General features: G+C 56.3%; 21 protein-coding genes and 1 other annotated feature. Of the genes, 6 read left to right on the top strand and 15 right to left on the bottom strand.

Features of this window, described 5'->3' with window-relative positions:
- The first annotated feature begins 18 nt into the window (after nucleotides 1-18).
- Nucleotides 19-480 (top strand): DUF441 domain-containing protein, encoded by a 462-nt coding sequence (locus ACFFSY_RS05340; RefSeq protein WP_377490996.1) that lies wholly within the window; start codon nucleotides 19-21, stop codon nucleotides 478-480.
- 84 nt (nucleotides 481-564) lie between these two features.
- Here ACFFSY_RS05340 and ACFFSY_RS05345 read toward each other — a convergent pair whose 3' ends face one another.
- From ACFFSY_RS05345 to ACFFSY_RS05365, 5 genes are all read right to left on the bottom strand, one after another.
- Nucleotides 565-1818 (bottom strand): aspartate kinase, encoded by a 1254-nt coding sequence (locus tag ACFFSY_RS05345; RefSeq protein ID WP_377490998.1) that lies wholly within the window; start codon nucleotides 1816-1818, stop codon nucleotides 565-567.
- 186 nt (nucleotides 1819-2004) lie between these two features.
- Nucleotides 2005-2562: an elongation factor P gene (gene efp / locus ACFFSY_RS05350; protein ID WP_377491001.1), complete on the bottom strand. Its 558-nt coding sequence runs from the start codon at nucleotides 2560-2562 to the stop codon at nucleotides 2005-2007.
- Between the two features lie 35 nt (nucleotides 2563-2597).
- The gene (locus tag ACFFSY_RS05355; protein ID WP_377491004.1) at nucleotides 2598-3671 is read right to left on the bottom strand and encodes a M24 family metallopeptidase; all 1074 of its coding nucleotides are present in this window, start codon (nucleotides 3669-3671) and stop codon (nucleotides 2598-2600) included.
- Nucleotides 3672-3708: 37 nt separating this feature from the next.
- Nucleotides 3709-4161, bottom strand: a complete 453-nt coding sequence (gene aroQ, locus ACFFSY_RS05360; protein ID WP_377491589.1) for a type II 3-dehydroquinate dehydratase — start codon at nucleotides 4159-4161, stop codon at nucleotides 3709-3711.
- Between the two features lie 67 nt (nucleotides 4162-4228).
- Nucleotides 4229-4753 (bottom strand): YqhR family membrane protein, encoded by a 525-nt coding sequence (locus tag ACFFSY_RS05365; protein ID WP_377491007.1) that lies wholly within the window; start codon nucleotides 4751-4753, stop codon nucleotides 4229-4231.
- Between the two features lie 160 nt (nucleotides 4754-4913).
- On the opposite strand from ACFFSY_RS05365, the gene ACFFSY_RS05370 reads away from it, so the two are divergent.
- Together ACFFSY_RS05370 and ACFFSY_RS05375 are read left to right on the top strand one after the other, a co-directional pair.
- Entirely contained in the window at nucleotides 4914-5885 is a 972-nt protein-coding gene (locus tag ACFFSY_RS05370) for a DUF1385 domain-containing protein (RefSeq protein ID WP_377491010.1), read from the top strand.
- Between the two features lie 36 nt (nucleotides 5886-5921).
- Nucleotides 5922-6212 carry a hypothetical protein gene (locus ACFFSY_RS05375; protein ID WP_377491013.1) on the top strand — a complete coding sequence of 97 codons (291 nt, stop codon included), beginning with the start codon at nucleotides 5922-5924 and terminating at the stop codon, nucleotides 6210-6212.
- On the opposite strand, the gene ACFFSY_RS05380 is transcribed toward ACFFSY_RS05375, so the two are convergent.
- Together ACFFSY_RS05380 and mntR are read right to left on the bottom strand one after the other, a co-directional pair.
- Nucleotides 6209-7150: a patatin-like phospholipase family protein gene (locus ACFFSY_RS05380; protein ID WP_377491016.1), complete on the bottom strand. Its 942-nt coding sequence runs from the start codon at nucleotides 7148-7150 to the stop codon at nucleotides 6209-6211. The two genes, ACFFSY_RS05375 and ACFFSY_RS05380, sit on opposite strands and share 4 nt — an antisense overlap.
- A 169-nt stretch (nucleotides 7151-7319) precedes the next feature.
- Complete coding sequence (gene mntR / locus ACFFSY_RS05385; RefSeq protein WP_377491019.1) at nucleotides 7320-7742, bottom strand: transcriptional regulator MntR; 423 nt, start codon at nucleotides 7740-7742, stop codon at nucleotides 7320-7322.
- Nucleotides 7743-7986: 244 nt separating this feature from the next.
- Here mntR and splB point away from each other — a divergent pair, with 244 nt between their 5' ends.
- Nucleotides 7987-9057 (top strand): spore photoproduct lyase, encoded by a 1071-nt coding sequence (splB, locus tag ACFFSY_RS05390; RefSeq protein ID WP_377491022.1) that lies wholly within the window; start codon nucleotides 7987-7989, stop codon nucleotides 9055-9057.
- Here the strand turns inward: splB and ACFFSY_RS05395 are convergent.
- The 8 genes from ACFFSY_RS05395 to ACFFSY_RS05430 form a co-directional block, all read right to left on the bottom strand.
- Nucleotides 9054-9767 (bottom strand): cytochrome c biogenesis CcdA family protein, encoded by a 714-nt coding sequence (locus ACFFSY_RS05395; RefSeq protein WP_377491025.1) that lies wholly within the window; start codon nucleotides 9765-9767, stop codon nucleotides 9054-9056. The two genes, splB and ACFFSY_RS05395, sit on opposite strands and share 4 nt — an antisense overlap.
- Nucleotides 9768-9789: 22 nt before the next feature.
- On the bottom strand, nucleotides 9790-10590 hold the full coding sequence (locus tag ACFFSY_RS05400; RefSeq protein ID WP_377491028.1) for a metal ABC transporter permease: 801 nt from the start codon (nucleotides 10588-10590) through the stop codon (nucleotides 9790-9792).
- Nucleotides 10578-11387 (bottom strand): metal ABC transporter ATP-binding protein, encoded by an 810-nt coding sequence (locus ACFFSY_RS05405; RefSeq protein WP_377491031.1) that lies wholly within the window; start codon nucleotides 11385-11387, stop codon nucleotides 10578-10580. The genes ACFFSY_RS05400 and ACFFSY_RS05405 overlap by 13 nt, the downstream gene beginning before the upstream one ends.
- 37 nt (nucleotides 11388-11424) lie before the next feature.
- On the bottom strand, nucleotides 11425-12441 hold the full coding sequence (locus tag ACFFSY_RS05410) for a metal ABC transporter solute-binding protein, Zn/Mn family (RefSeq protein ID WP_377491034.1): 1017 nt from the start codon (nucleotides 12439-12441) through the stop codon (nucleotides 11425-11427).
- A 143-nt stretch (nucleotides 12442-12584) separates the two neighbouring features.
- Nucleotides 12585-14591 carry a methionine--tRNA ligase gene (gene metG / locus ACFFSY_RS05415; protein ID WP_377491037.1) on the bottom strand — a complete coding sequence of 669 codons (2007 nt, stop codon included), beginning with the start codon at nucleotides 14589-14591 and terminating at the stop codon, nucleotides 12585-12587.
- 50 nt (nucleotides 14592-14641) lie between these two features.
- Nucleotides 14642-14905, bottom strand: a binding site (T-box leader).
- Between the two features lie 47 nt (nucleotides 14906-14952).
- Entirely contained in the window at nucleotides 14953-15186 is a 234-nt protein-coding gene (gene yidD, locus ACFFSY_RS05420; RefSeq protein ID WP_377491039.1) for a membrane protein insertion efficiency factor YidD, read from the bottom strand.
- Between the two features lie 158 nt (nucleotides 15187-15344).
- Nucleotides 15345-17309, bottom strand: coding sequence for a stalk domain-containing protein (locus ACFFSY_RS05425; RefSeq protein WP_377491042.1), 1965 nt, complete (start codon nucleotides 17307-17309; stop codon nucleotides 15345-15347).
- A 178-nt stretch (nucleotides 17310-17487) separates the two neighbouring features.
- On the bottom strand, nucleotides 17488-17706 hold the full coding sequence (locus tag ACFFSY_RS05430) for a hypothetical protein (protein WP_377491045.1): 219 nt from the start codon (nucleotides 17704-17706) through the stop codon (nucleotides 17488-17490).
- 116 nt (nucleotides 17707-17822) lie between these two features.
- Between ACFFSY_RS05430 and ACFFSY_RS05435 the strand changes: the two genes are divergently transcribed.
- Together ACFFSY_RS05435 and ACFFSY_RS05440 are read left to right on the top strand one after the other, a co-directional pair.
- Nucleotides 17823-18362 (top strand): PCYCGC motif-containing (lipo)protein, encoded by a 540-nt coding sequence (locus ACFFSY_RS05435; protein ID WP_377491048.1) that lies wholly within the window; start codon nucleotides 17823-17825, stop codon nucleotides 18360-18362.
- A 28-nt stretch (nucleotides 18363-18390) separates the two neighbouring features.
- Complete coding sequence (locus tag ACFFSY_RS05440; RefSeq protein ID WP_377491051.1) at nucleotides 18391-19065, top strand: YktB family protein; 675 nt, start codon at nucleotides 18391-18393, stop codon at nucleotides 19063-19065.
- The last annotated feature ends 67 nt before the right edge of the window (nucleotides 19066-19132 follow it).

The following is a 19132-nucleotide window of genomic DNA, read 5'->3' on the forward strand; positions in this document are numbered from 1 at the left end:
GCCAAGGAGCGGACAGCCATGAACGGTCAAGTCATTCTCGTCATTCTCATCATTATCGGCTTGATCGGCCGATCGCCGATCATCTCGACGGCAGCATGCGTGCTGCTAATCGTCAAATTGGTTCATCTGGAACGTTACTTACCGACCATCGAACGCCGTGGACTCGAGCTCGGGTTATTGTTTCTCACCTTCAGCGTGCTCGTCCCTTTCGCTTCCGGCCGCATCTCCACCAAGGATATTACAGGCGCGTTGACCTCCTGGCCCGGCATTCTGGCGCTAACTGGCGGCGCTCTCGCTACTTACGTAAACGGCAAAGGACTGGAAATGCTCAAATTCGACCCCCAGCTGGTCGTCGGTCTCGTTGTCGGTTCCATCATTGGCATCGTATTTTTCCGCGGCATCCCCGTCGGCCCGTTGATGGCTGCTGGTATTACCGCCGTGTTGTTCAAACTGTTCACCTTCATTGGAGGACGATTCTAGCGACAGACCAAAAAAGCCAGCCACTCTCATTCGCGTCCCGCGAAGATAGTGGCTGGCTTCGTATTGTCAAGCTTGTGATGTGGATTAACGACGGTCTTGCGGCCCGCCGACGAATACTTGTTCCGCCGTGTCCAAGCCATAGGCCGTGTGCAAGCCGCGGATGACGTCCTGTACGCCTTCGGCAGCGATGACACAAGACACCTTGATTTCGGAGGTGCTGACCATTTTGATGCTGACGCCGAGCTTCGAGATCACGTCGAACATTTTGGCTGCAACGCCCGGGTTGCTGACCATGCCTGCGCCGACGATCGATACTTTCACGAGGTCGACTTCGGACGTCACTTCACGGTAAGGAACGGAAGCCCGGATGCTCTCCACGACTTGCGTCGCTTTCTCCTGGTCGTCTTTGGAGACCGTGAAGGAGAAGTCCGCTTTGCCGCCGAGCACGCCGCTCTGCACGATAATGTCGACGTCGATGCCGCCGTCCGCGAGCGCCCCGAACACTTTCGCCAATACGCCCGGCTCATCCTCCACGCCCAAGATGCTGATTCTTGCTACGTTCTTGTCAAACGCGATGCCGCGTACGACGACTCCTTGTTCCATGACCGCTTCCTCCTTCACCGTCGTTCCTTCGTTCTGTGTAAAGCTCGAACGCACGACTAGCCGCACGTTGTTATGTTTCGCATATTCTACCGCACGCGGATGCAGAACAGCTGCGCCAAGGTTAGCCAGCTCCAGCATCTCGTCGTACGAGATTTCGTCCAGTTTGCGCGCGCACTTCACGACCCGCGGGTCGGTGGAATAGACGCCGTCCACGTCGGTATAAATTTCGCACACGTCCGCCTGAATCGCAGCTGCCAGCGCCACGGCTGTCGTATCGGATCCTCCGCGGCCGAGCGTCGTAATTTCGCCGTCGTCCGTCATGCCTTGGAAACCCGCCACGATGACGGCATTACCCGCGTCAAGCGCTTCGAAAATACGACTCGGCGAGATATCCGAAATTCTCGCTTTGCCATGAATCGCCTCCGTACGAATGCCTGCCTGCCAGCCCGTGAACGATACCGCGCGATGACCGATCGCATGGATCGCCATCGACAGAAGGGCGACCGAAATTTGCTCCCCCGTTGTCAGCAGCATATCCATCTCGCGCGCCGGCGGATTTGGGTTTAATAGTTTCGACTGGTCGATCAAATCGTCCGTCGTATCGCCCATCGCGGATACGACCACAACAACCCGGTGACCCGCTTCTTTATAGTCGGCAATCCGTTTGGCGACACGCTGCATCCGTTCAGTCGTGCCGACGGAGCTGCCGCCGAACTTCATCACAATCAACGACACCGCTGATCCACTCCCCAACGATTACTTTAACTCTTTAACGTTATACAAGGTCAAATTATAGCACAATTATCCCTATTTGGATATACGCCAAATCGACATAATCCGCTATACTGCGCCATTTTCGGTACCGGTCCATACATAAAACGAAGCCGCCCGAGTACAACCCGGACGGCCGCCATTGCATAATTATGCGCGGGAGATGTATTTTCCTTCACGCGTATCGATGAGCAGCACGTCGCCTTCGTTGATGAAAAGCGGCACTTGCACGTTCAGGCCAGTCTCGACCGTTGCGTTCTTCGTTGCGCCTTGCGCTGTGTTCCCCTTCACGCCTGGCTCCGTCTCGACAACCTTCAGGTCGACGCTGTTCGGCATGTTGATGCCAATGATCTCGCCTTGGTAGCTCGTGATGTTAACCGTCATGTTTTCTTTGAGGAAGTTCACTTCCCACTCAAGCTGCTTCTTCTCGAGCGTGAACTGGTCGAACGTCTCGTTATCCATGAACGAATATTCGTTGCCGGAGTTGTACAGGTATTGCACGGCGCGGTTCTCGATGATCGCGCGGCCGATGTTCTCGCCAGCGCGGAACGTGCGCTCGACGGTATTGCCGTTGCGAAGGTTCTTCAGCTTGGAGCGGACGAATGCCGCGCCTTTACCTGGCTTAACGTGTTGAAAATCGATAACTGTAAAAATGTCGCCGTCCACTTCGACGGTCAGGCCTGTTTTGAAATCGTTGACTGAAATCACTGCAAATTCCCTCCTAAAGGTAGTAAACCATTATCTTACGTTAACGTATGTAGTTCTTTCGGCGAAGCCGTCAACCGCTCGTTGCCGGTCTCGGTAATGACGATATCGTCTTCGATGCGGACACCGCCGAAGCCCGGCAAATAAATGCCCGGCTCGACCGTTACGGTCATTCCCGGCTCCAACACGGTATCGCTCATCTTCGATAGACGCGGCGATTCGTGAATCTCCATGCCCAGCCCGTGTCCGGTGCCATGGCCGAAGTGATCCCCGTAGCCATAACGTGCGATAACGTCGCGCGCCAACGCATCCGCATCGCGTCCAGTCATGCCAGGCTTGATGCCGGCCAGAGCCGTCATCTGCGCCTCAAGCACGATCGCATAGATCTCTTGATGCTTCTCGGTAGGCTTGCCCACGACAACCGTGCGCGTCAAATCCGAGCAATAGCCGTTGTAATAAGCGCCGAAATCGAGCTTCACGAATTCGTTGTTACCGACGATCCGGTCGCTGGCCACGCCGTGCGGCAGCGCAGAACGCTCGCCAGAAGCAACGATCGTGTCGAACGAAGGGCCGGAAGCGCCGCCTTTGCGCATGAACGTCTCCATCTCCAGCGCGATATCGCTCTCCCGCAAACCAGGCTTGATCACGCTTAGGATATGCTTGTACGTGGCGTCCGCCAATGCACAGGCTTCGCGCATGACGGCAAGTTCCGCCTCATCCTTGAACATTCTCAGCTTCTCGATCACACCGGATACCGGGACAAGCTCGATGCCGGCCAAACCGTCTTTCCAGGCGATATACTCGGAGAAGACGACGTGATCCTGCTCGAAGCCGAGCCGCTTCACGCCAGCGGCGCCCGCCAGCTCCGCGACGGAGTCCAGCAGCTTGACGCCGTGCTCGACAACCGTGAACGCGGGCGCTTGCTCAGGCGCTTGGGTTCGGTAACGGAAGTCCGTTACGAGATAGTTCTGCGTCCCGGTCAGCAGCAGTACGCCGGCCGACCCGGTAAATCCGCTTACATAACGCCGGTTCACCGCGCTTGTCACCAGCAGGCCGTCCAGGCCAAGCTCGCTCATGCGCTGTCGAATACCGGTTACGCGTTTGGTCGTCATATCCTCCACCCTTTCCATGGCCTTCGCGCTATGGGGTTCAGCCTTTCGCGCCGGCCGTCTCCAGATGGCGGACAAGGCCGGTCAGGCCCAACACGTAGCTTTGTGCGCCGAAGCCCGCAATCTGCCCGACCGCCAATTCGGCCGTAACGGAAACATGCCGGAACGGCTCGCGCTTGTGGATATTGGAGAGATGCACTTCGACGAACGGTATCGCTACCGTACTGAGCGCGTCCCGCAGCGCGTAGCTGTAATGCGTCAGCGCGCCAGGGTTGATCACGATCCCGTCTACGTGTCCGTAAGCCTCGTGAATCCGGTCAATAAGATAACCTTCATGATTCGATTGATAAAACGACAGCGTCACGCCTAGATTCGCCGCGGTCTCCCGCAGCAGCGACTCGATGTCGCTCAGCGTGGAGGTGCCGTAAACACCGGGTTCGCGAACGCCGAGCATGTTCAGGTTCGGTCCGTTTAATACGAGTATGGATAGCATCAGGTACCTCCCCGGCGCATAGATCAATTGCCATTTTACCACATTGACCCCTGCTTTGAGAAGTAGCTTATCTCGCTCCCGCCCGTCCCGCACCCGTCATCATCGGCTCTCTCGACGCCTCGTCATGGTACTCGAACGCATGGGTGTAGCCGATGAAAACGCCCCATAACGCGAACACCGATAGCTCGGTCGCCAGCGTGTTGTACCCGATCTGGCGAATTGGCTCCACGATGCCGAGCAGTGGACCGAGCGCGATAAACAGCACTCCCCACCATATTACGCCGTAAACAATCCCCGCCCATGGCCCTCTGAATCGGCCGAGCAGGAACATATACAGAAACGTCGCCACGATCGAAAATACAATAAAACTCGCGATGCCGATGAGCTGTCCCCAGCCTGATTTCAAGAACGCGGCGAGAAAAAACGGGTCCAGCATGAAACCCGGCAGCGTGTTCGTAAAATTCATGTTGTAGAGCAGCCAGCGCAGCGTGCCCCAAATCAAGCCCGCGAAGAAACCCAGGTTAAGTCCGAACAAGAGCGGGTTCGTTCTGTGCCGACGCCTGCGCATGACCTGTCTGTGTGTAGCTCGCACCCGTTGCGACCTCCTTGTTGTATCTAAACCGTATTCGTTGCTACCGGATTAGTATGGCGCATTTTCCACGTCAATAAACGATCTCTTCGGAGGGGGCTGCGGTAAAGGATGCCGCTCGCAATCGTTACGCGAATCAAGTACAATAGAAGAAGATTTGATCATGAAGGATGGTGATTCGCCCTTGTCGCAGGAGCCGCGCAATATCTATGGGGGGCAAGCCGTCATCGAAGGCGTCATGTTTGCAGGCAAGCATGTCAATGTCACGGCGGTTAGGCGCAAAAACAACGAGATCATGTTCTACGAAGTTCCACGCACATCGCAGCCCTTCTTGCAGAAATTAAAGAAAATCCCGCTCATTCGGGGCATTGTCGGCATTCTCGAATCCAGCGCGAAAGGTTCCCAGCATTTGAACTTCTCCATGGAGGCTTATGCGGAGGACGAAACGAAAGACGAGGAAGCGCCGGCGGCCAATACGGACAAGCCGGAGAAGAGCGGCTGGAGCCTTAGCATGATCGTCGGCGTGACGGTCGCCGGCATCTTGTCCTTTATTGCTGGCAAGCTCGTATTCACGGTCGTTCCCGCGGTCGTGGAAGAATTGATCTTTGGACAAACCTTCTCGAATAGAATAGTACACAACCTGATTGAAGGTATTATTAAAATTCTGTTCCTCCTTACCTATTTGTACATCATCTCCTTAACGCCGATCGTCAAGCGGCTGTTCCAGTATCACGGCGCAGAGCATAAAGTCATCAGCGCCTACGAGGCCGGCGTGCCGCTTACCGTCGCGAACGTGCAGCGGTTCACCCGCTTGCATTACCGTTGTGGCAGCAGCTTCATCGTCTTCTCGGTTCTCGTCGGGGTCGTTATCTATTCCTTCTTTACGTGGGATTCGTTGTGGGAGCGGATTTACATTCGCATTCTTCTTCTGCCGGTCGTGCTGGGCGTGTCCTATGAGACGCTTCGCTTCACGAACGCGCTGCGCGAAATCCCCGTGCTCCGCTACTTGGGCTATCCTGGCCTGTGGCTGCAGAAGCTGACGACCAAGGAACCGAATGATGAGCAGGTGGCCGTATCGATCGCCTCGTTCGAACGCATGCTGGAGATGGACCGCCAAATGGGTAAAACCGCTTAACCGTTCAGGTTAACATCGGGAGAAAGGGTGAGTGTTATGCCGCGAAAAATGAGTCCTCTGTTCGTCGCCGTTTTAGTTCTCGCCGGATTAGGTCTTGTCTATCAGCTGATCTTTTTTCCCGGACGACTGCTGCTTCCGGTCATCGTGCTCGGCGCGATCTTCGCCGCGTACTTCTACCAGATGCGCAGCCGGCGCGCCAAGCCGAAGGCCAAACCCCACACGCGAACGCAGCAGCCGGCACAAAGCAAGCCGAAGACGCGGAAGACGATGCCGTTCCGCGTCATCGAAGGCGGCAAGGATGACGACAACTTGCCGAAATATCATTAGACATACGGTCTGAACACACGGCAGTCCGGAGATCCGAAGTACGCCCGGGCCGCGTCGTAACCGGACTTGTATAAAGCATTGCTTTCCTCTAGCGTGAGTTCGAAATCGGTCGAACGCATGCCGAGCGTCGGGATCTTGATCGTGCGCTCGCGGTTCTGCTTCTCGATATACCGCTCGTCATGCGCTTGCAGCATCGTCTCGAACATCGCTTGAAACATCGTAACCGGACCTCGGATGACACGGGGTTCGGTTTCGTTTTTTCCGACGAGTTGATAGCCGACAACAGGCATCTTCGCTCCCCCTTCGCCTTGTTCTGGATCGAACAGCCAAAGCGGGAAGTTGCTGAGCAGCCCGCCATCCACGATATACGCCCACATCCGTCGGGCGCCCTTGTCCAAGCGTTGCGGCCTTGGTAAACGCAGCCGAACCGGATCGAAGAAGTACGGAATGCTTGCGCTCATGCGGACAGCGGCAGCCACCGGCATGCGGCCAGGATCCAGCTGATAATCCGCGATATCGTCCGGAAGGACGAGCAGCTTGCCGTTCGTAATGTCGGAAGCCACGATCTTCAGCCTGCCTGGGGGCAAGTCATCGAACGTGCGGATGCCTTTGGCCGCGAGCAGGCTCGTCATCCAATAGGTTAGCCCCTCACCGCTGTATAGACCACCCTTAATAAACAATCTCGCAGCCGGGCCGACCAGCTTCATCCGGTAAAGCCCTCCTCGGCTCAGAAACGCCCGGAACGGCGTCCCTTCTACGATCTGCTTCAGCTCCGCTGCCGTATAGCCGGCAGCTAGCAATGCCGCAATGATCGAACCCGACGAAGTGCCGGCCACCCGTCCGAAGGCGATCCCCCGCTCCTCCGTCGCCTTGATCGCGCCTACCAAACCAATCCCTTTCACGCCTCCGCCTTCGAAGACGGCGTTGATCATCGTCATCGCTTACCCCCTGCCTCCTCAGCGCGTCCGATCCCGAAAGTCGGCTATTCGCCCTGAAGCGTCAGGTCATATATATGCGCGCGAAGCTTGGCACTGGTTGTGCCCGTGACAGCATCCGCCAATAAAAAAAGCCCGCACCTAGAAAGGGCGGGCGGCCGAAGCCGTGTGGTTATTCGTTATCCAGCTCTGAGCGAAGCGAGCGCAAATCTTCCTGACGCTGCGGATCGCGCCGGAAGTATTCGACCAACGTCTCGATACATGTGATGGAATCCCAGCTTAAATGATGTTCGATTCCTTCCACGTCGGCATAGATGTTGGCTTCCTGGACACCGATCGTCGTCAAGAACGATTCCAGCAGCTGGTGCCGGTCGACCAACCGCTTGCCCATCTTCTTGCCTTTGTTTGTCAGGACGAGGCCGCGATACTTCTCGTAGATCAAATAATCGTCTTTGTCCAGCTTCTGGATCATCTTCGTCACGGAGGAGGGATGCACTTCCAGTCCTTCCGCTATATCGGATACGCGCGCGTAACCTTTCTCGTCAATAAGCTTATAAATGCGCTCCAAGTAGTCTTCCATGCTTGGCGTCGGCATTGAAAGAACCCCCATTCAACCATCGTCCTTACGCTGCGCTTCGATCGCGTTCATGCCGCGGCCCTTATCTCCCGAAGCGTGCGGCTTGTCCTTATCAAGCGGAATTCCCGCTTTTTCACTCTATGTATCATACAATGCCGTCGATGCCGGAAGCAACCTCGAGCGGAACTTTCCATGTTTGCCCCTTCCTGTCATAGCGCAAACTAGCCGCGAGCACAGATTCTGCTTAAGGAGGAAAGCCGCAATGAGCACAACCACGCTGGAGCGTCCCGCCGCTGCCCCCAAGGGTGCATCGCCGTTCGTGCCGGAGCTTGTCTACTTCGAGCCGGCCGCCCTGGAATATCCGAAAGGCAAGCGTATCATGGAGTGGGTGGAGAAAACCGGCATTCCTTACCGGATGACGACATCTCACAACCGGATCACGAATTTGCCCGGAGAATCCGAGCTGGAGCAGTATAAAATCGCCAAACGTACGCTCGTCGTCGGCTTACGCAAAACGCTGAAGTTCGATACGTCCAAGCCTTCCGCCGAATACGCCATTCCGATCGCGACCGGGTGCATGGGCCACTGCCATTATTGCTACTTGCAGACGACGCTCGGAGCGAAGCCGTATATCCGCGTCTACGTCAACACGGACGAGATCATCGAAGCGGCACGAAAGTACATCGTCGAACGTGCGCCGGAGGTAACCCGCTTCGAAGCGGCCTGTACGTCGGACCCGGTTGGCCTTGAGCCGATCACGGGCAGTCTGGCGGAGCTCATCGAGTTCATGGCGGATCAGGAGCATGGACGTCTTCGCTTCGTTACGAAGTTCCATCATGTCGATTCCTTGCTCGACCTGCGTCATAATGGCCATACGCGCATCCGGTTCAGCGTGAACGACAAATACGTCATCAAACATTTCGAGCCTTCCACTTCCCGGTTCGAGGATCGCATCGAAGCCGCCGCCAAAATCGCGCGAGCCGGTTATCCGCTCGGCTTCATCGTTGCGCCGATTATCTGGCACGACGGCTGGGAGGATGGGTATGCCGAGCTATTCGCCTCCCTAGCCGAGGCGCTGCCGCAGGAGGCGCACACAGGCCTAACGTTCGAGCTTATCCAGCACCGGTTCACGAAGACGGCGAAAGGCGTGATCGAGAAGCGCTACCCGAAGACGAAGCTTGAGATGGACATCGAGAAGCGCAAGTACAAATGGGGCCGTTGGGGGCAAGGGAAATACGTATACCCCGATGAACAAGCAGATGCGCTCCGCATGTTTATCTCGGAGCGCATCTTTGACCATTTTCCCGATGCAACGATCGATTATTTCACTTAGAACTTCAGCCATTCCGGCGTAATGCCGTTGAGGTAGATCGTAATCTGCGTCATCTGGTCCGTGAAGAGCAGGAAGCCCATCAAGATCATGACGGCACCGCCGACCTTCATCATGATCGCGGAATATCTCACGATCCAGCGAGCCGTGCCGATGAAGAACGCCAGCACGAAGAACGGAATCGCGAAGCCGAGCGAATACGCGGTCGTCAGCTGGAACCAGGTGCCCGGCTCTGAAGCGGCCATCGCCAGAATGGCCGCGAGGATCGGTCCCGTACATGGCGACCAACCGGCCGAGAAGCCGATACCGAAAATAAACGAGGCGAAGTAGCCGGATTTTTTCATCCGCATGTCAAACTTACGCTCCTTCAGCAGGACGCGCGGTTGGATCAATCCCGTCAAAATCAATCCCATGAGAATAATCAGAACAGCCGATAATTGCCGAATGAGCGACTGATACTCGGAGAACAAATCAGCGAACGCGTTCGTACCGTAGCCCAATGTGTAATAGACGATGGAGAAACCGAGAATGAAGAACAGCGTATGCGTCATCGTCTTGATTCGAATGCTGGCGCCGGGCTTATCGTTCTTGAGATCCGTCACCGAAACGCCGGTTATGTACGACAAATACGACGGGTACAGCGGCAGACAGCATGGCGAGATGAACGAGGCGAAGCCCGCCCCGAACGCCATCCAAATATTTACGTCAGACATGTGTATCCACTCCCACCTGGCATTAAGCTTTGCGTCTTCGGAAGGTTAGCAGCAGCAGAAGCATCGCGATCAGCAGCATGACGATCGTGCCGCCCGGCGCCAAATTCCAAACGCCAGCGATGGTCAATCCGGCGATGACGGCAATCTCCGCGATGACGACCACCGTCACGACCGACTGCTTGAAGCTTCGGGCGAACACGAGGCTGCAGGCGGTCGGTATCGTAAGCAGCGCCGATACGAGCAGCGCGCCGACGATCTTGATCGAGACGCTGATGACGAGCGCGGTCAGCACGCTGATCATCATGTTGAAGTATTTCGTGGGCAACCCGCTGACCGCCGCCGCATCCTCGTCGAACGAAATGAGAAACAGTTCCTTGGCATGGAGCGCGACCGCAACAAGCACGACGAGCGTCACGATGCCGATCAGCATGAGATCCAGATCGTCCAGCGTATAGATACTGCCGAACAAATAGCCTTCCACGTTAATGCCCGGCCCCGACTCCAGCGAGAACAGCAGTGACGCCAGCGCAACACCGCCGGACATGATGATCGCGATGGACAGCTCCGCATAGGACTTGTACGCTTTGCGGAGCTTCTCGATCGCGAAGGTGGCCGCTAGCGCGAACACGAGACCTACCCCTAGAGGGTAGACGCCGATAATGAACCCGAGCGCAACACCGGCGATCGAAACGTGAGATAGCGTGTCTCCGATCATCGACAGCCTGCGCAGCACGAGGAACAACCCCATTAGCGGGGCTGTCACGCCAATCAGCATGCCGCCGATCAGCGCTCTTTGAAAAAATTCGCTTGTTAAGATTTCCAACTGGACACGCTCGCTTTCCCGTTCTCCGACCGCTGCCGCAGCTCCCTAAGGCTGTGCGTCAAATTGGTCTCGCGGCAGTCCTCCAACTCGTGGGAGTGTTTCACGTACAGCTTGATCTTTCCGCTCTCCTGTTTCGGATGTTCCCCGATATAAGACCGAACCCAATCCATATCATGGGACACGAGAAGAAACGTGATGTTATGATGTTGATGCATATGCTTGATCAAGTGAAAAAATCCTTGCTGCGTCTCCGCGTCGATTCCGACGGTAGGCTCGTCCAGAATAAGCAGCGCCGGATTGTTGATCAAGGCTCTTGCAAGAAAAGCACGCTGCTGCTGGCCGCCGGACAGCTCGCCGATCCGCTTGGAAGCCAATTCCTCGATGTTCATCGCGTGCAGCGCCTCGTCGCATTTCAGATGATCCGCTCGGGTCACCCGCTTGAACAGCTTGTTCTTATTGTATAGGCCGGAGAGCACGACCTCCCGCACCGTAGCCGGGAACAACGGGTTGAAGCTGTTCTTCTGCGGCACGTAGCCGATCCGGTTCCATTGGCGGAACCGTTCAATCGGCTCGCCGAACAGCTTGATACTGCCGCTGTCGGGTTTCAGCAGGCCGACGATCATCTTGAGCAATGTCGTCTTGCCTGCGCCGTTCGACCCGATTAGCCCGACGAAATCGCGTTCTTGCACCGCGAAGCTTAAGTTCGAGAGCACAGGCTTCTGCTGGTATGCGAACGACAGATCGTTCACTTCGATAATGTTCTGATGGCAGAACGGCTGTTGGATAACGTTAAGCATTGGCCGCCGCCTCCTTGTCTGTCATAGGTCTCGTTGCTTATTGGAGCGCCTTGAGCAGATTGTCCAAGTTACGTTCCATGAGGGTAACATAGTCGTCGCCCGCCTTCTCCTGCGCCTTCGTCAAGCCCTCGGCCGGATTCAACACTAGCGTCTTCGCGCCGGTCTCCCGTGCTAGTGTGTTGGCCAGCTCATCCGAAACAAGCTCCTCGAAGAAAATATAGGTAATGCCATTCGCCTTCACGAACTTCGCAATCTCGAGCAAATCTTGCGCCTTCGGCTCCGCGTCTGGCGATAGGCCCATGATCGCGACTTGATTCAGCCCGTAGTCGCGGGCGAGATAACCGAAAGCCTGGTGCGTCGTGACAATGTCTTTCTGCTTCACGGCGCCAAGCTTGGAGGTGAAATCGCCGTCCAACTTCGCAAGCCGCTCCTGAAGCACCTTGTAGTTCGCTTCGAAATCAGCTTGATGCGCCGCATCCGCTTCGCTCAGCGCCTTCAGTACGTTATCGGCCATCACGAGCATCGAACGCGGGCTTACCCATGTATGCGGGTCATGATCGCCGGCGTGTTCGTGCGCATGCTCTTCCACATCGTGCGCTCCGTTCTCCTCGGCGGCATGCTCTTCGCCTTCGTGCTCCTCGTCTTCGCCAGAAGCCTCGATGAGCTTGATTCCGTCGCTGACCGCCTTCGTCTTGAGCGTGCTGTTCTTCGGAAGTCCCTGCAGAAAATCCTCCACCCAATTTTCAAGCCCAGCCCCATTATACAGCAAAAGCTGCGCTTTGGATGCCGTATTCAAATCTTGGCTCTTGGGCGTCCAATCATGCGGCTCGACGCCGGCCGGAATCAAATTCACGACGTTCACCGCATCGCCGCCGATTGACTTCGCCAGGAAATACACGGGGTAGAAGCTCGTCACGACATTCATCTGATCGTCCTTCAGTCCGCTAGCCGCCTCATTCTTGCCGCAGCCCGCCATTACAATCATTAAAGCGGCCAGCACAGCCGCCGTCAACACATTGCCCTTACGCCATCTTCTCACAAACCTGCACCTCATATCGTGGATAAAATGAACAATATCTCAGTATAACCAAAAACGTTAATCGTAAGACTTACGTTTCACATTATATCGACCGCTGTTCACCTTGTCAACGAAACGGCGGCTGCACGCATGCGTGCAGCCGCCTAGGACGTTCACTATTATTTCACAATCGCGCCATTGGGCATGTCATCCGGCACCGTAGCCAATGTCAGCTGATCGCCATGCGACGCCGCCAGAATCATCCCTTGCGACAGCTCGCCTCTTAGCGTCACCGGCTTCAGATTGACAACGCAAATGACCTTGCGCCCCACCATCTGCTCCGGCGTGTAGAACTTCGCGATGCCCGACACTACCTGACGCTGCTCGTAACCCAGATCCAACTGGAGCTTCAGCAGCTTGTCGGCTTTCTTCACCGGTTCGGCGGCAATGACCTGCGCGACGCGCAGCTCGACCTTGGCGAAATCGTCGATCGTGATCTCGTCTTTATGCTCGACTGCTGCGCCTGCCGCCTGTTCCTGGGCTTGAGCCGGAGCACTTGCGGCTGTCGGGTTCTCTTCCGCTGGCGCAGAAGTGCCGCCCTTCATCGCAGCTGCAATGTAAGCCACTTCTTCCTCCGCGTCCAGCCTTGGGAAGATCGGCTCTGCCTTCGCGACGCGCGTGCCTCCTGGAAGCAGTCCGAACGACTTGACGCTCTCCCATCCGGAGAAGCGCGTCTCGTCCGGCAAGCCCAGCTGCTCGCGAATGCGCGACGGCGTGCTCGTCAGGAACGGCTGCAGCAGCACGGAGATGATCCGCAGCGACTCCGCCAGATGGTACATGACCGATGCGAGTTCTCCCCGCTTCGCCTCATCCTTCGCCAGCGTCCAAGGCTGCGTCTCGTCGATGTATTTGTTCGTACGGCTGACCAGCTGCCAGATTTGCGTCAGCGCCACGGAGAACTCCATGTTGTCCATCGCCGCCTCAACTTGGGCCGAGGTGCTCGTTGCGAGCTCGGCAAGCGGCGCGTCGAACGCAGTGACGCTGCCGTCGTAAGCCGGAATCTCGCCGTCGAAATATTTGCCGATCATCGCGATCGTGCGGTTCAGCAGGTTGCCAAGGTCGTTCGCCAGGTCGAAATTGACCCGTTCCACGAAGCTCTCCGGCGTGAACAAGCCGTCCGCGCCGAACGGCACTTCGCGGAGCAGGAAATAACGAAGCGCGTCAAGGCCGTAACGGTCGATCAGCGTGACCGGGTCGACGACGTTGCCTTTGGATTTGGACATTTTGCCGTCCTTCATGAGAATCCAGCCGTGCGCGAATACTTTCTTCGGCAGCGGCAGGTCGAGCGCCATCAGCATGATCGGCCAGTAGATCGTGTGGAAACGGACGATTTCCTTACCGACCAGGTGCACGTCCGCAGGCCAGAACTTGTCATATTGGCTCGGGTCGGCCGAATTGTAGCCGAGCGCGGTGATGTAGTTGCACAGCGCATCGATCCAAACATAGATGACATGCTTCGGATCGCCTTCGACTTTGACGCCCCAGTCGTACGTCGTGCGGGATACCGCCAAATCTTCAAGACCCGGCTTGATAAAGTTATTGATCATCTCGTTCTTGCGAGATTCCGGCTGAATAAACGACGGGTTCTCTTCATAGAATTGAAGCAGTCTGTCCGCGTATTTGCTCATCCGGAAGAAGTAGCTCTCCTCCTTGACGAGCTCGACCGGGCGGCCGCAGTCCGGACACTTGTTGCCATCCACCAGCTGGCGCTCCAGGAAGAACGACTCGCAAGGGGTACAGTACCAGCCCTCGTATTCGCCTTTATAGATATCGTCCTGCTTCAGCAGGCGATCGAATATCTTGGCGACCGCTTCCTTGTGGCGCACTTGCGTCGTCCGGATAAAATCGTCGTTGGAGATGTCCAGCTTGCGCCATAGCTCCTGAATGCCGACGACGATATCGTCAACGAATTGCTGCGAAGATTTGCCGCTCTCCTTCGCCTTGCGCTCGATCTTCTGTCCATGCTCGTCCGTTCCGGTCAAATACCAGACATCATAGCCGCGCAGCCGCTTGTAGCGGGCCATTGCGTCGCCAGCCACCGTCGTGTACGCGTGGCCGATATGGAGCTTGTCGCTCGGGTAATAAATCGGGGTCGTGATATAGAACGTCTGGTTCTTGTCGCTCATTGGTTAATCGCCTCCATGGGTTAATGGACAAAATAAAAAGCCTTCATCCCGTATGGGACGAAAGCTTGTAAGCTCACGCGGTACCACCCAAATTCCTCCCGCCCTATCGGGCGAAAGCTCATGTATCGCTCGTGCCGTGCGCAGCGAGCGGATGACCTGTAACGCGGCCGACACGCCGCTCCCTTGCCGACTCATGCGGTTCGAAAGCGGATTCTCCCGGACCATCTTCCACAAGCGGCTCCTTGCCGGTTCGCAGCTGCCCCGGCTCTCTGAGAAGGACCTATCTCGTGTACTTATCCGTTCATTGAATATGGTATGGAATGCTCTTGTTCCAAATGATACCGAATAGGACAAACCGCTGTCAAGCGCGCCGCTTCTCGGCAGCTGGCGGCACGTAATCGAGCCCGCCTGGGTGGAACGGGTGGCAGCGGCATATCCGCTTCACGGCTAGCCATGAGCCCCTCGCCGCCCCGTGCTTCTCGATCGCCTCCAATGCATAGGCGGAGCAGGTCGGGTAGAACCGACAGGTCGGCGGCTTGAGCGGCGAAATAAATTTGCGATAGAAATGGATCGGCCCCTGTACTACTTTCCGCATGGATGAATCCTCTCTCCCCAAGCTAATGCGTACGATTATTGTAACCTATTCTCGCCGAGAAAGCACATCCGCGCCGCGGTGCAAAAAGAAGCCCGCCGATTGGAGTCGGCGGGCTTCAGTCATGACCGGTAAGAGGAATGAATAAGGGCTATTCGCGTTTAATATCTGACTTCCGGCATCGGCAGGAACAACATCGCAAGCGGCAGGAAGCTGCCCGACGCCAACGTGAATTTGATCTCAACCGATTCTTCCGTACTTCCTGTTCGATACAAGACGGCCGCTTCGCTGTTGTTCAGCAGCACGGACTTGTTCGTCACCGTCACAAGCTGGCCGTTCACGAGGAACGCCCCCGTATAAACGCCGCCGCGCGGATTCAGCGCGATGACCGTGTTCGGCGCGACATGATCAAGCTTCATCGTGTACATAACGCCGAAGTTGCCGACGTTTAGCTCGTTGACGCCGCTCGTGTAATCGTAACCGAAGAGGTACGAGTCCATCGTACGGTCGCCAAGCGTTATTCGGTTCGCCTCGTAACCGAGCTGATCGCTGATCTCGATCGTCCGGTTCGCGTTGTTGAACGTCCCGCGCACATGCTTGCCGTCCCGCGGCATGACGGACAGCCACGGAAGATAGGCGATCGGATCTTTGTCCGCGGCTACGACGACGACGTCATAGACAAGCTCCTTATCGGAATACAGATCCGCATAGGCGGAATAGATCTGATTCGCCTTGATCGGCACTTTGCCAAGCTCCGGCAGCAGCACGACTGTCTGGCCCGGCTTCACGTTCGTCCAATTCGGCGAGGCGTTATTCGCAATCGACTGCAGGTAGCGGACAACCGACAACTTGCCGGTATTCTCCACATAGCCATCCGGCCCGCCGATGCCATACGAACTCGTATTGACGTTGACCGACGTACTGCCGCGGTTCGTCGCGAGCAGATACATGCGGACTGGATAGCCGATCTGGTTATAGTTGTGGAACAGGAAGCGTACGGGACCCGTTAGTTGATCCTCGTAGGCGATCCCTTCGCTGATGAGCGTCTCCGGGCTATTGCTGCGCACCAGCTGCGCCGTATCCGACTGAATGGCGTATTTAATCGAAGGGTATTGTAATACGGCAGATCCATTAACCGTGAACTTATCGCCGACATTCGCGAATAGACGGCCGAATTCTTCCTTTGTATAGAGTACATCCTCCGTCACGGTGATCGTCTTCGTCACGGAGCTAGTCAGCCCATGGCTGTCCGTCACTTCGAGCGTGATCGATTTCTCGCCGGCTTCGAAGAAGGCATCGTTATCCGGACGGCCGATATATTTGGTCTTCACGATCGCGTTCTCGTCATCCGTGCTCAGGTCGGTGAACAAAATTCTCTCGCCGATCCGGTACTCCTCGCGCTCCACCTTGAAATCCGCCACAGGCGGTTGATTCGGCGGCAGCACTTGAATCGTGACCGAATACGGATCGCTCCATGCGCCCGTCACATCCTGCACCTGCCGGGTAATCGTATGAAGGCCTACCTCGTTGAAAATCTCCTCTTTGCCTGTCCACAGCTCGTTCACGAAAGGCCGTCCCGTCTGATTCGACGATCGATCGGTATACGTCACGGTCGTCTCGCCCGCGTAAATCTTCATCGGCGCGACTTCGAAGTTCGCCGTCGGCTTCGTGCTCCATGCGAGCGTAATCGTCACGCCCGTCAAATTCAGCTGGCTGTCGGTCATATTCGACCATGTGCGGATCGGCACCATCATCGAGCCGTTCTGCGCATATGGCGCAAGCGGCGCTTTGACTGCCTTGCCGTCTCGTGTGATCGTCTTCCGGTCTGCCTTGAATCGGAATTCGTGCAGCGCACTCTTCACGACGGATTCTCTCGTCTTGGGATCATACGAAACCTTATAGCCATATTGGTCGGCTACCGACTTGAGCGGAATGAACGACGTGCCGCTCTTCGCCGTAACCGGCTGGGCCGACATGGAGCTGACGCCGTTCTTGATCATCATCTTGCTGTTCAGCTGCAGTATGAGCTGATTATCCGCCCCTTGGGCCACTGCTTCCTTCGTGCCGACGACACCGATCGGTGCGGCCAGCAGCGACAAACTCAGCAACCATTTCAAAGATTTCATGTCCCGTCTCCTTCTTCTGCTAGTTGCACGCTGTTGTTCGTTCATGGCAGAATGCGCCAAGGCGTCTGCCGATCAAACCCACGCCAACTTAAACGTCAAAAAGAGCGATAAAGTTTCGCTCTCTTGTCGAAAAGACATCATATGGACACATTTCTCAGAATAGGATGCGACCGCCTCTTCAGCCGTTAACGCGCATATTAATCAGGAAGCTTGCCGCCATACATACGAACGCCACGGCTGTCAGAATGCCCGCGATGTTCCGGGTAAGAATCGCCTTGCGAAGCGGCTCCGGCTGCCCCTCCATACGTTTCATCGTAACCGTACGGTGCGCGAACATATAGAAAATCAACAGCGCGACAAAGGCCATATTAACGAGAAACCAAATTTGCTGCCACACGTATAATCATCCTCCAATTGGACAAAGCGTAACGCTTCAACTAGACTAGACTGTATCGGATTATGCGGTCGATTGCAACCGCGGCTTTAAGCAACAGCGGTGGAAGGAAGTGGCTTATGAATCCTAATCAGGCATTGCTAGTATTACGCCGAACATTCATCTATGGTACCTGCGCGGCAGCGCTCGCAATCTCGCTGAGCGGCTGTGCCGGAGGTAAGGACGAGACGACCAACGCAAGCGCCCATGCGGGCCACGAAGACGCACACATGGCCAATGGCGATTTGCGGCAGACGACTGCCGGCGCCCAGACGCTGCCAGCTTTCCTGACCGATGCTCACAGCGTGATTGTCCAGTCTTATCAAGCGGCGGCGGCTTCGCAGGACGTGCTCGCCTTCATTCCCTGCTATTGCGGATGTGGCGATTCGGCCGGCCACCGCAGCAATTTGGAATGCTTCATCCACGAAACGAACGCAGACGGTTCCGTGACGTGGGACGATCATGGCACCCGCTGCGGCACGTGCATGGAGATCGCGGTCCAAGCTGCCGTCATGAAACAGGAAGGCAAGAGCATCGCGGACATTCGCAGCGCGATCGAAACCAAATACAGCTCGCAAGCTCAATATGCGACAGATACCCCGCAGCCGCCTGCACCCTAACGAACAACGAAGAGAGGTATACGCACCGATGACAATCGCACACGAACAACATGCATCCCTTCCGGAGAGCGCTTCGCATACGCCTTTTGCCGGATTCAACCAAGACGACTTCGACGTGTTCGCCGCTCCGGGCTTGGAAGCACGCATGTCGCTGCTCATCGAGCGGATTCGGCCTAAGCTATTCGAACTCGGCGACCGCCTCGCGCCGGCGCTGACCGAACTATGCGGCGAAACGATCTACCCGCACGTCGCCAAACACGCGCGCCGCACCATCAACCCGCCGAACGATACTTGGGTCGCTTACGCCCCGAACAAACGCGGCTACAAAGCGTTCCCGCACTTTCAAATCGGCCTGTTCGGCTCCCATGTGTTCGTCCAGTTCGCCATTATTTACGAATCGGATAAGAAAATGGTGTTCGCCGATAACGCGCTGAAGCAAATCGACGACATCCTGACGCATATCCCAACACATTATGTATGGTCTGGAGATCATATGGTGCCCGGCGGCGATCTGCAGGGCGATCTCGGCGAGGCAGGCTTGCGCGCGTTATTGGAACGACTGAAGAAGGTCAAAGCATCCGAAGCGCTCTGCGGGATCATCATCGACCGCCAAGATCCGCTGCTGCAAGACGGCGAAGCCTTTGTCGCCAAAGCGCTGGAGACGTTCCGCACCGTGCTGCCCCTATACAAAATGTCTTGGTAAGGTTGCGCGTTACACCAAGATGTCTTGTCAGCTTCAGTTGGATATACGAAATGCCAAAGAGCACCAT

It is taken from the genome of Paenibacillus aurantiacus (assembly GCF_042431225.1).
GTDB classification, from domain to species: Bacteria; Bacillota; Bacilli; order Paenibacillales; family Paenibacillaceae; genus Paenibacillus_Z; species Paenibacillus_Z aurantiacus.

Coding starts and splice junctions, on each gene's coding strand:
- ACFFSY_RS05380 (WP_377491016.1), bottom strand. CDS start 7,150: ATGACGATGATCAACGCCGTCTTCGAAGGCGGAGGCGTGAAAGGGATT.
- mntR (WP_377491019.1), bottom strand. CDS start 7,742: ATGCCGACGCCAAGCATGGAAGACTACTTGGAGCGCATTTATAAGCTT.
- ACFFSY_RS05340 (WP_377490996.1), top strand. CDS start 19: ATGAACGGTCAAGTCATTCTCGTCATTCTCATCATTATCGGCTTGATC.
- metG (WP_377491037.1), bottom strand. CDS start 14,591: ATGAGCGACAAGAACCAGACGTTCTATATCACGACCCCGATTTATTAC.
- ACFFSY_RS05410 (WP_377491034.1), bottom strand. CDS start 12,441: ATGAGGTGCAGGTTTGTGAGAAGATGGCGTAAGGGCAATGTGTTGACG.
- yidD (WP_377491039.1), bottom strand. CDS start 15,186: ATGCGGAAAGTAGTACAGGGGCCGATCCATTTCTATCGCAAATTTATT.
- ACFFSY_RS05395 (WP_377491025.1), bottom strand. CDS start 9,767: ATGTCTGACGTAAATATTTGGATGGCGTTCGGGGCGGGCTTCGCCTCG.
- ACFFSY_RS05375 (WP_377491013.1), top strand. CDS start 5,922: ATGCCGCGAAAAATGAGTCCTCTGTTCGTCGCCGTTTTAGTTCTCGCC.
- ACFFSY_RS05355 (WP_377491004.1), bottom strand. CDS start 3,671: ATGACGACCAAACGCGTAACCGGTATTCGACAGCGCATGAGCGAGCTT.
- ACFFSY_RS05435 (WP_377491048.1), top strand. CDS start 17,823: ATGAATCCTAATCAGGCATTGCTAGTATTACGCCGAACATTCATCTAT.
- splB (WP_377491022.1), top strand. CDS start 7,987: ATGAGCACAACCACGCTGGAGCGTCCCGCCGCTGCCCCCAAGGGTGCA.
- ACFFSY_RS05405 (WP_377491031.1), bottom strand. CDS start 11,387: ATGCTTAACGTTATCCAACAGCCGTTCTGCCATCAGAACATTATCGAA.
- ACFFSY_RS05440 (WP_377491051.1), top strand. CDS start 18,391: ATGACAATCGCACACGAACAACATGCATCCCTTCCGGAGAGCGCTTCG.
- aroQ (WP_377491589.1), bottom strand. CDS start 4,161: ATGCTATCCATACTCGTATTAAACGGACCGAACCTGAACATGCTCGGC.
- ACFFSY_RS05425 (WP_377491042.1), bottom strand. CDS start 17,309: ATGAAATCTTTGAAATGGTTGCTGAGTTTGTCGCTGCTGGCCGCACCG.
- ACFFSY_RS05370 (WP_377491010.1), top strand. CDS start 4,914: ATGAAGGATGGTGATTCGCCCTTGTCGCAGGAGCCGCGCAATATCTAT.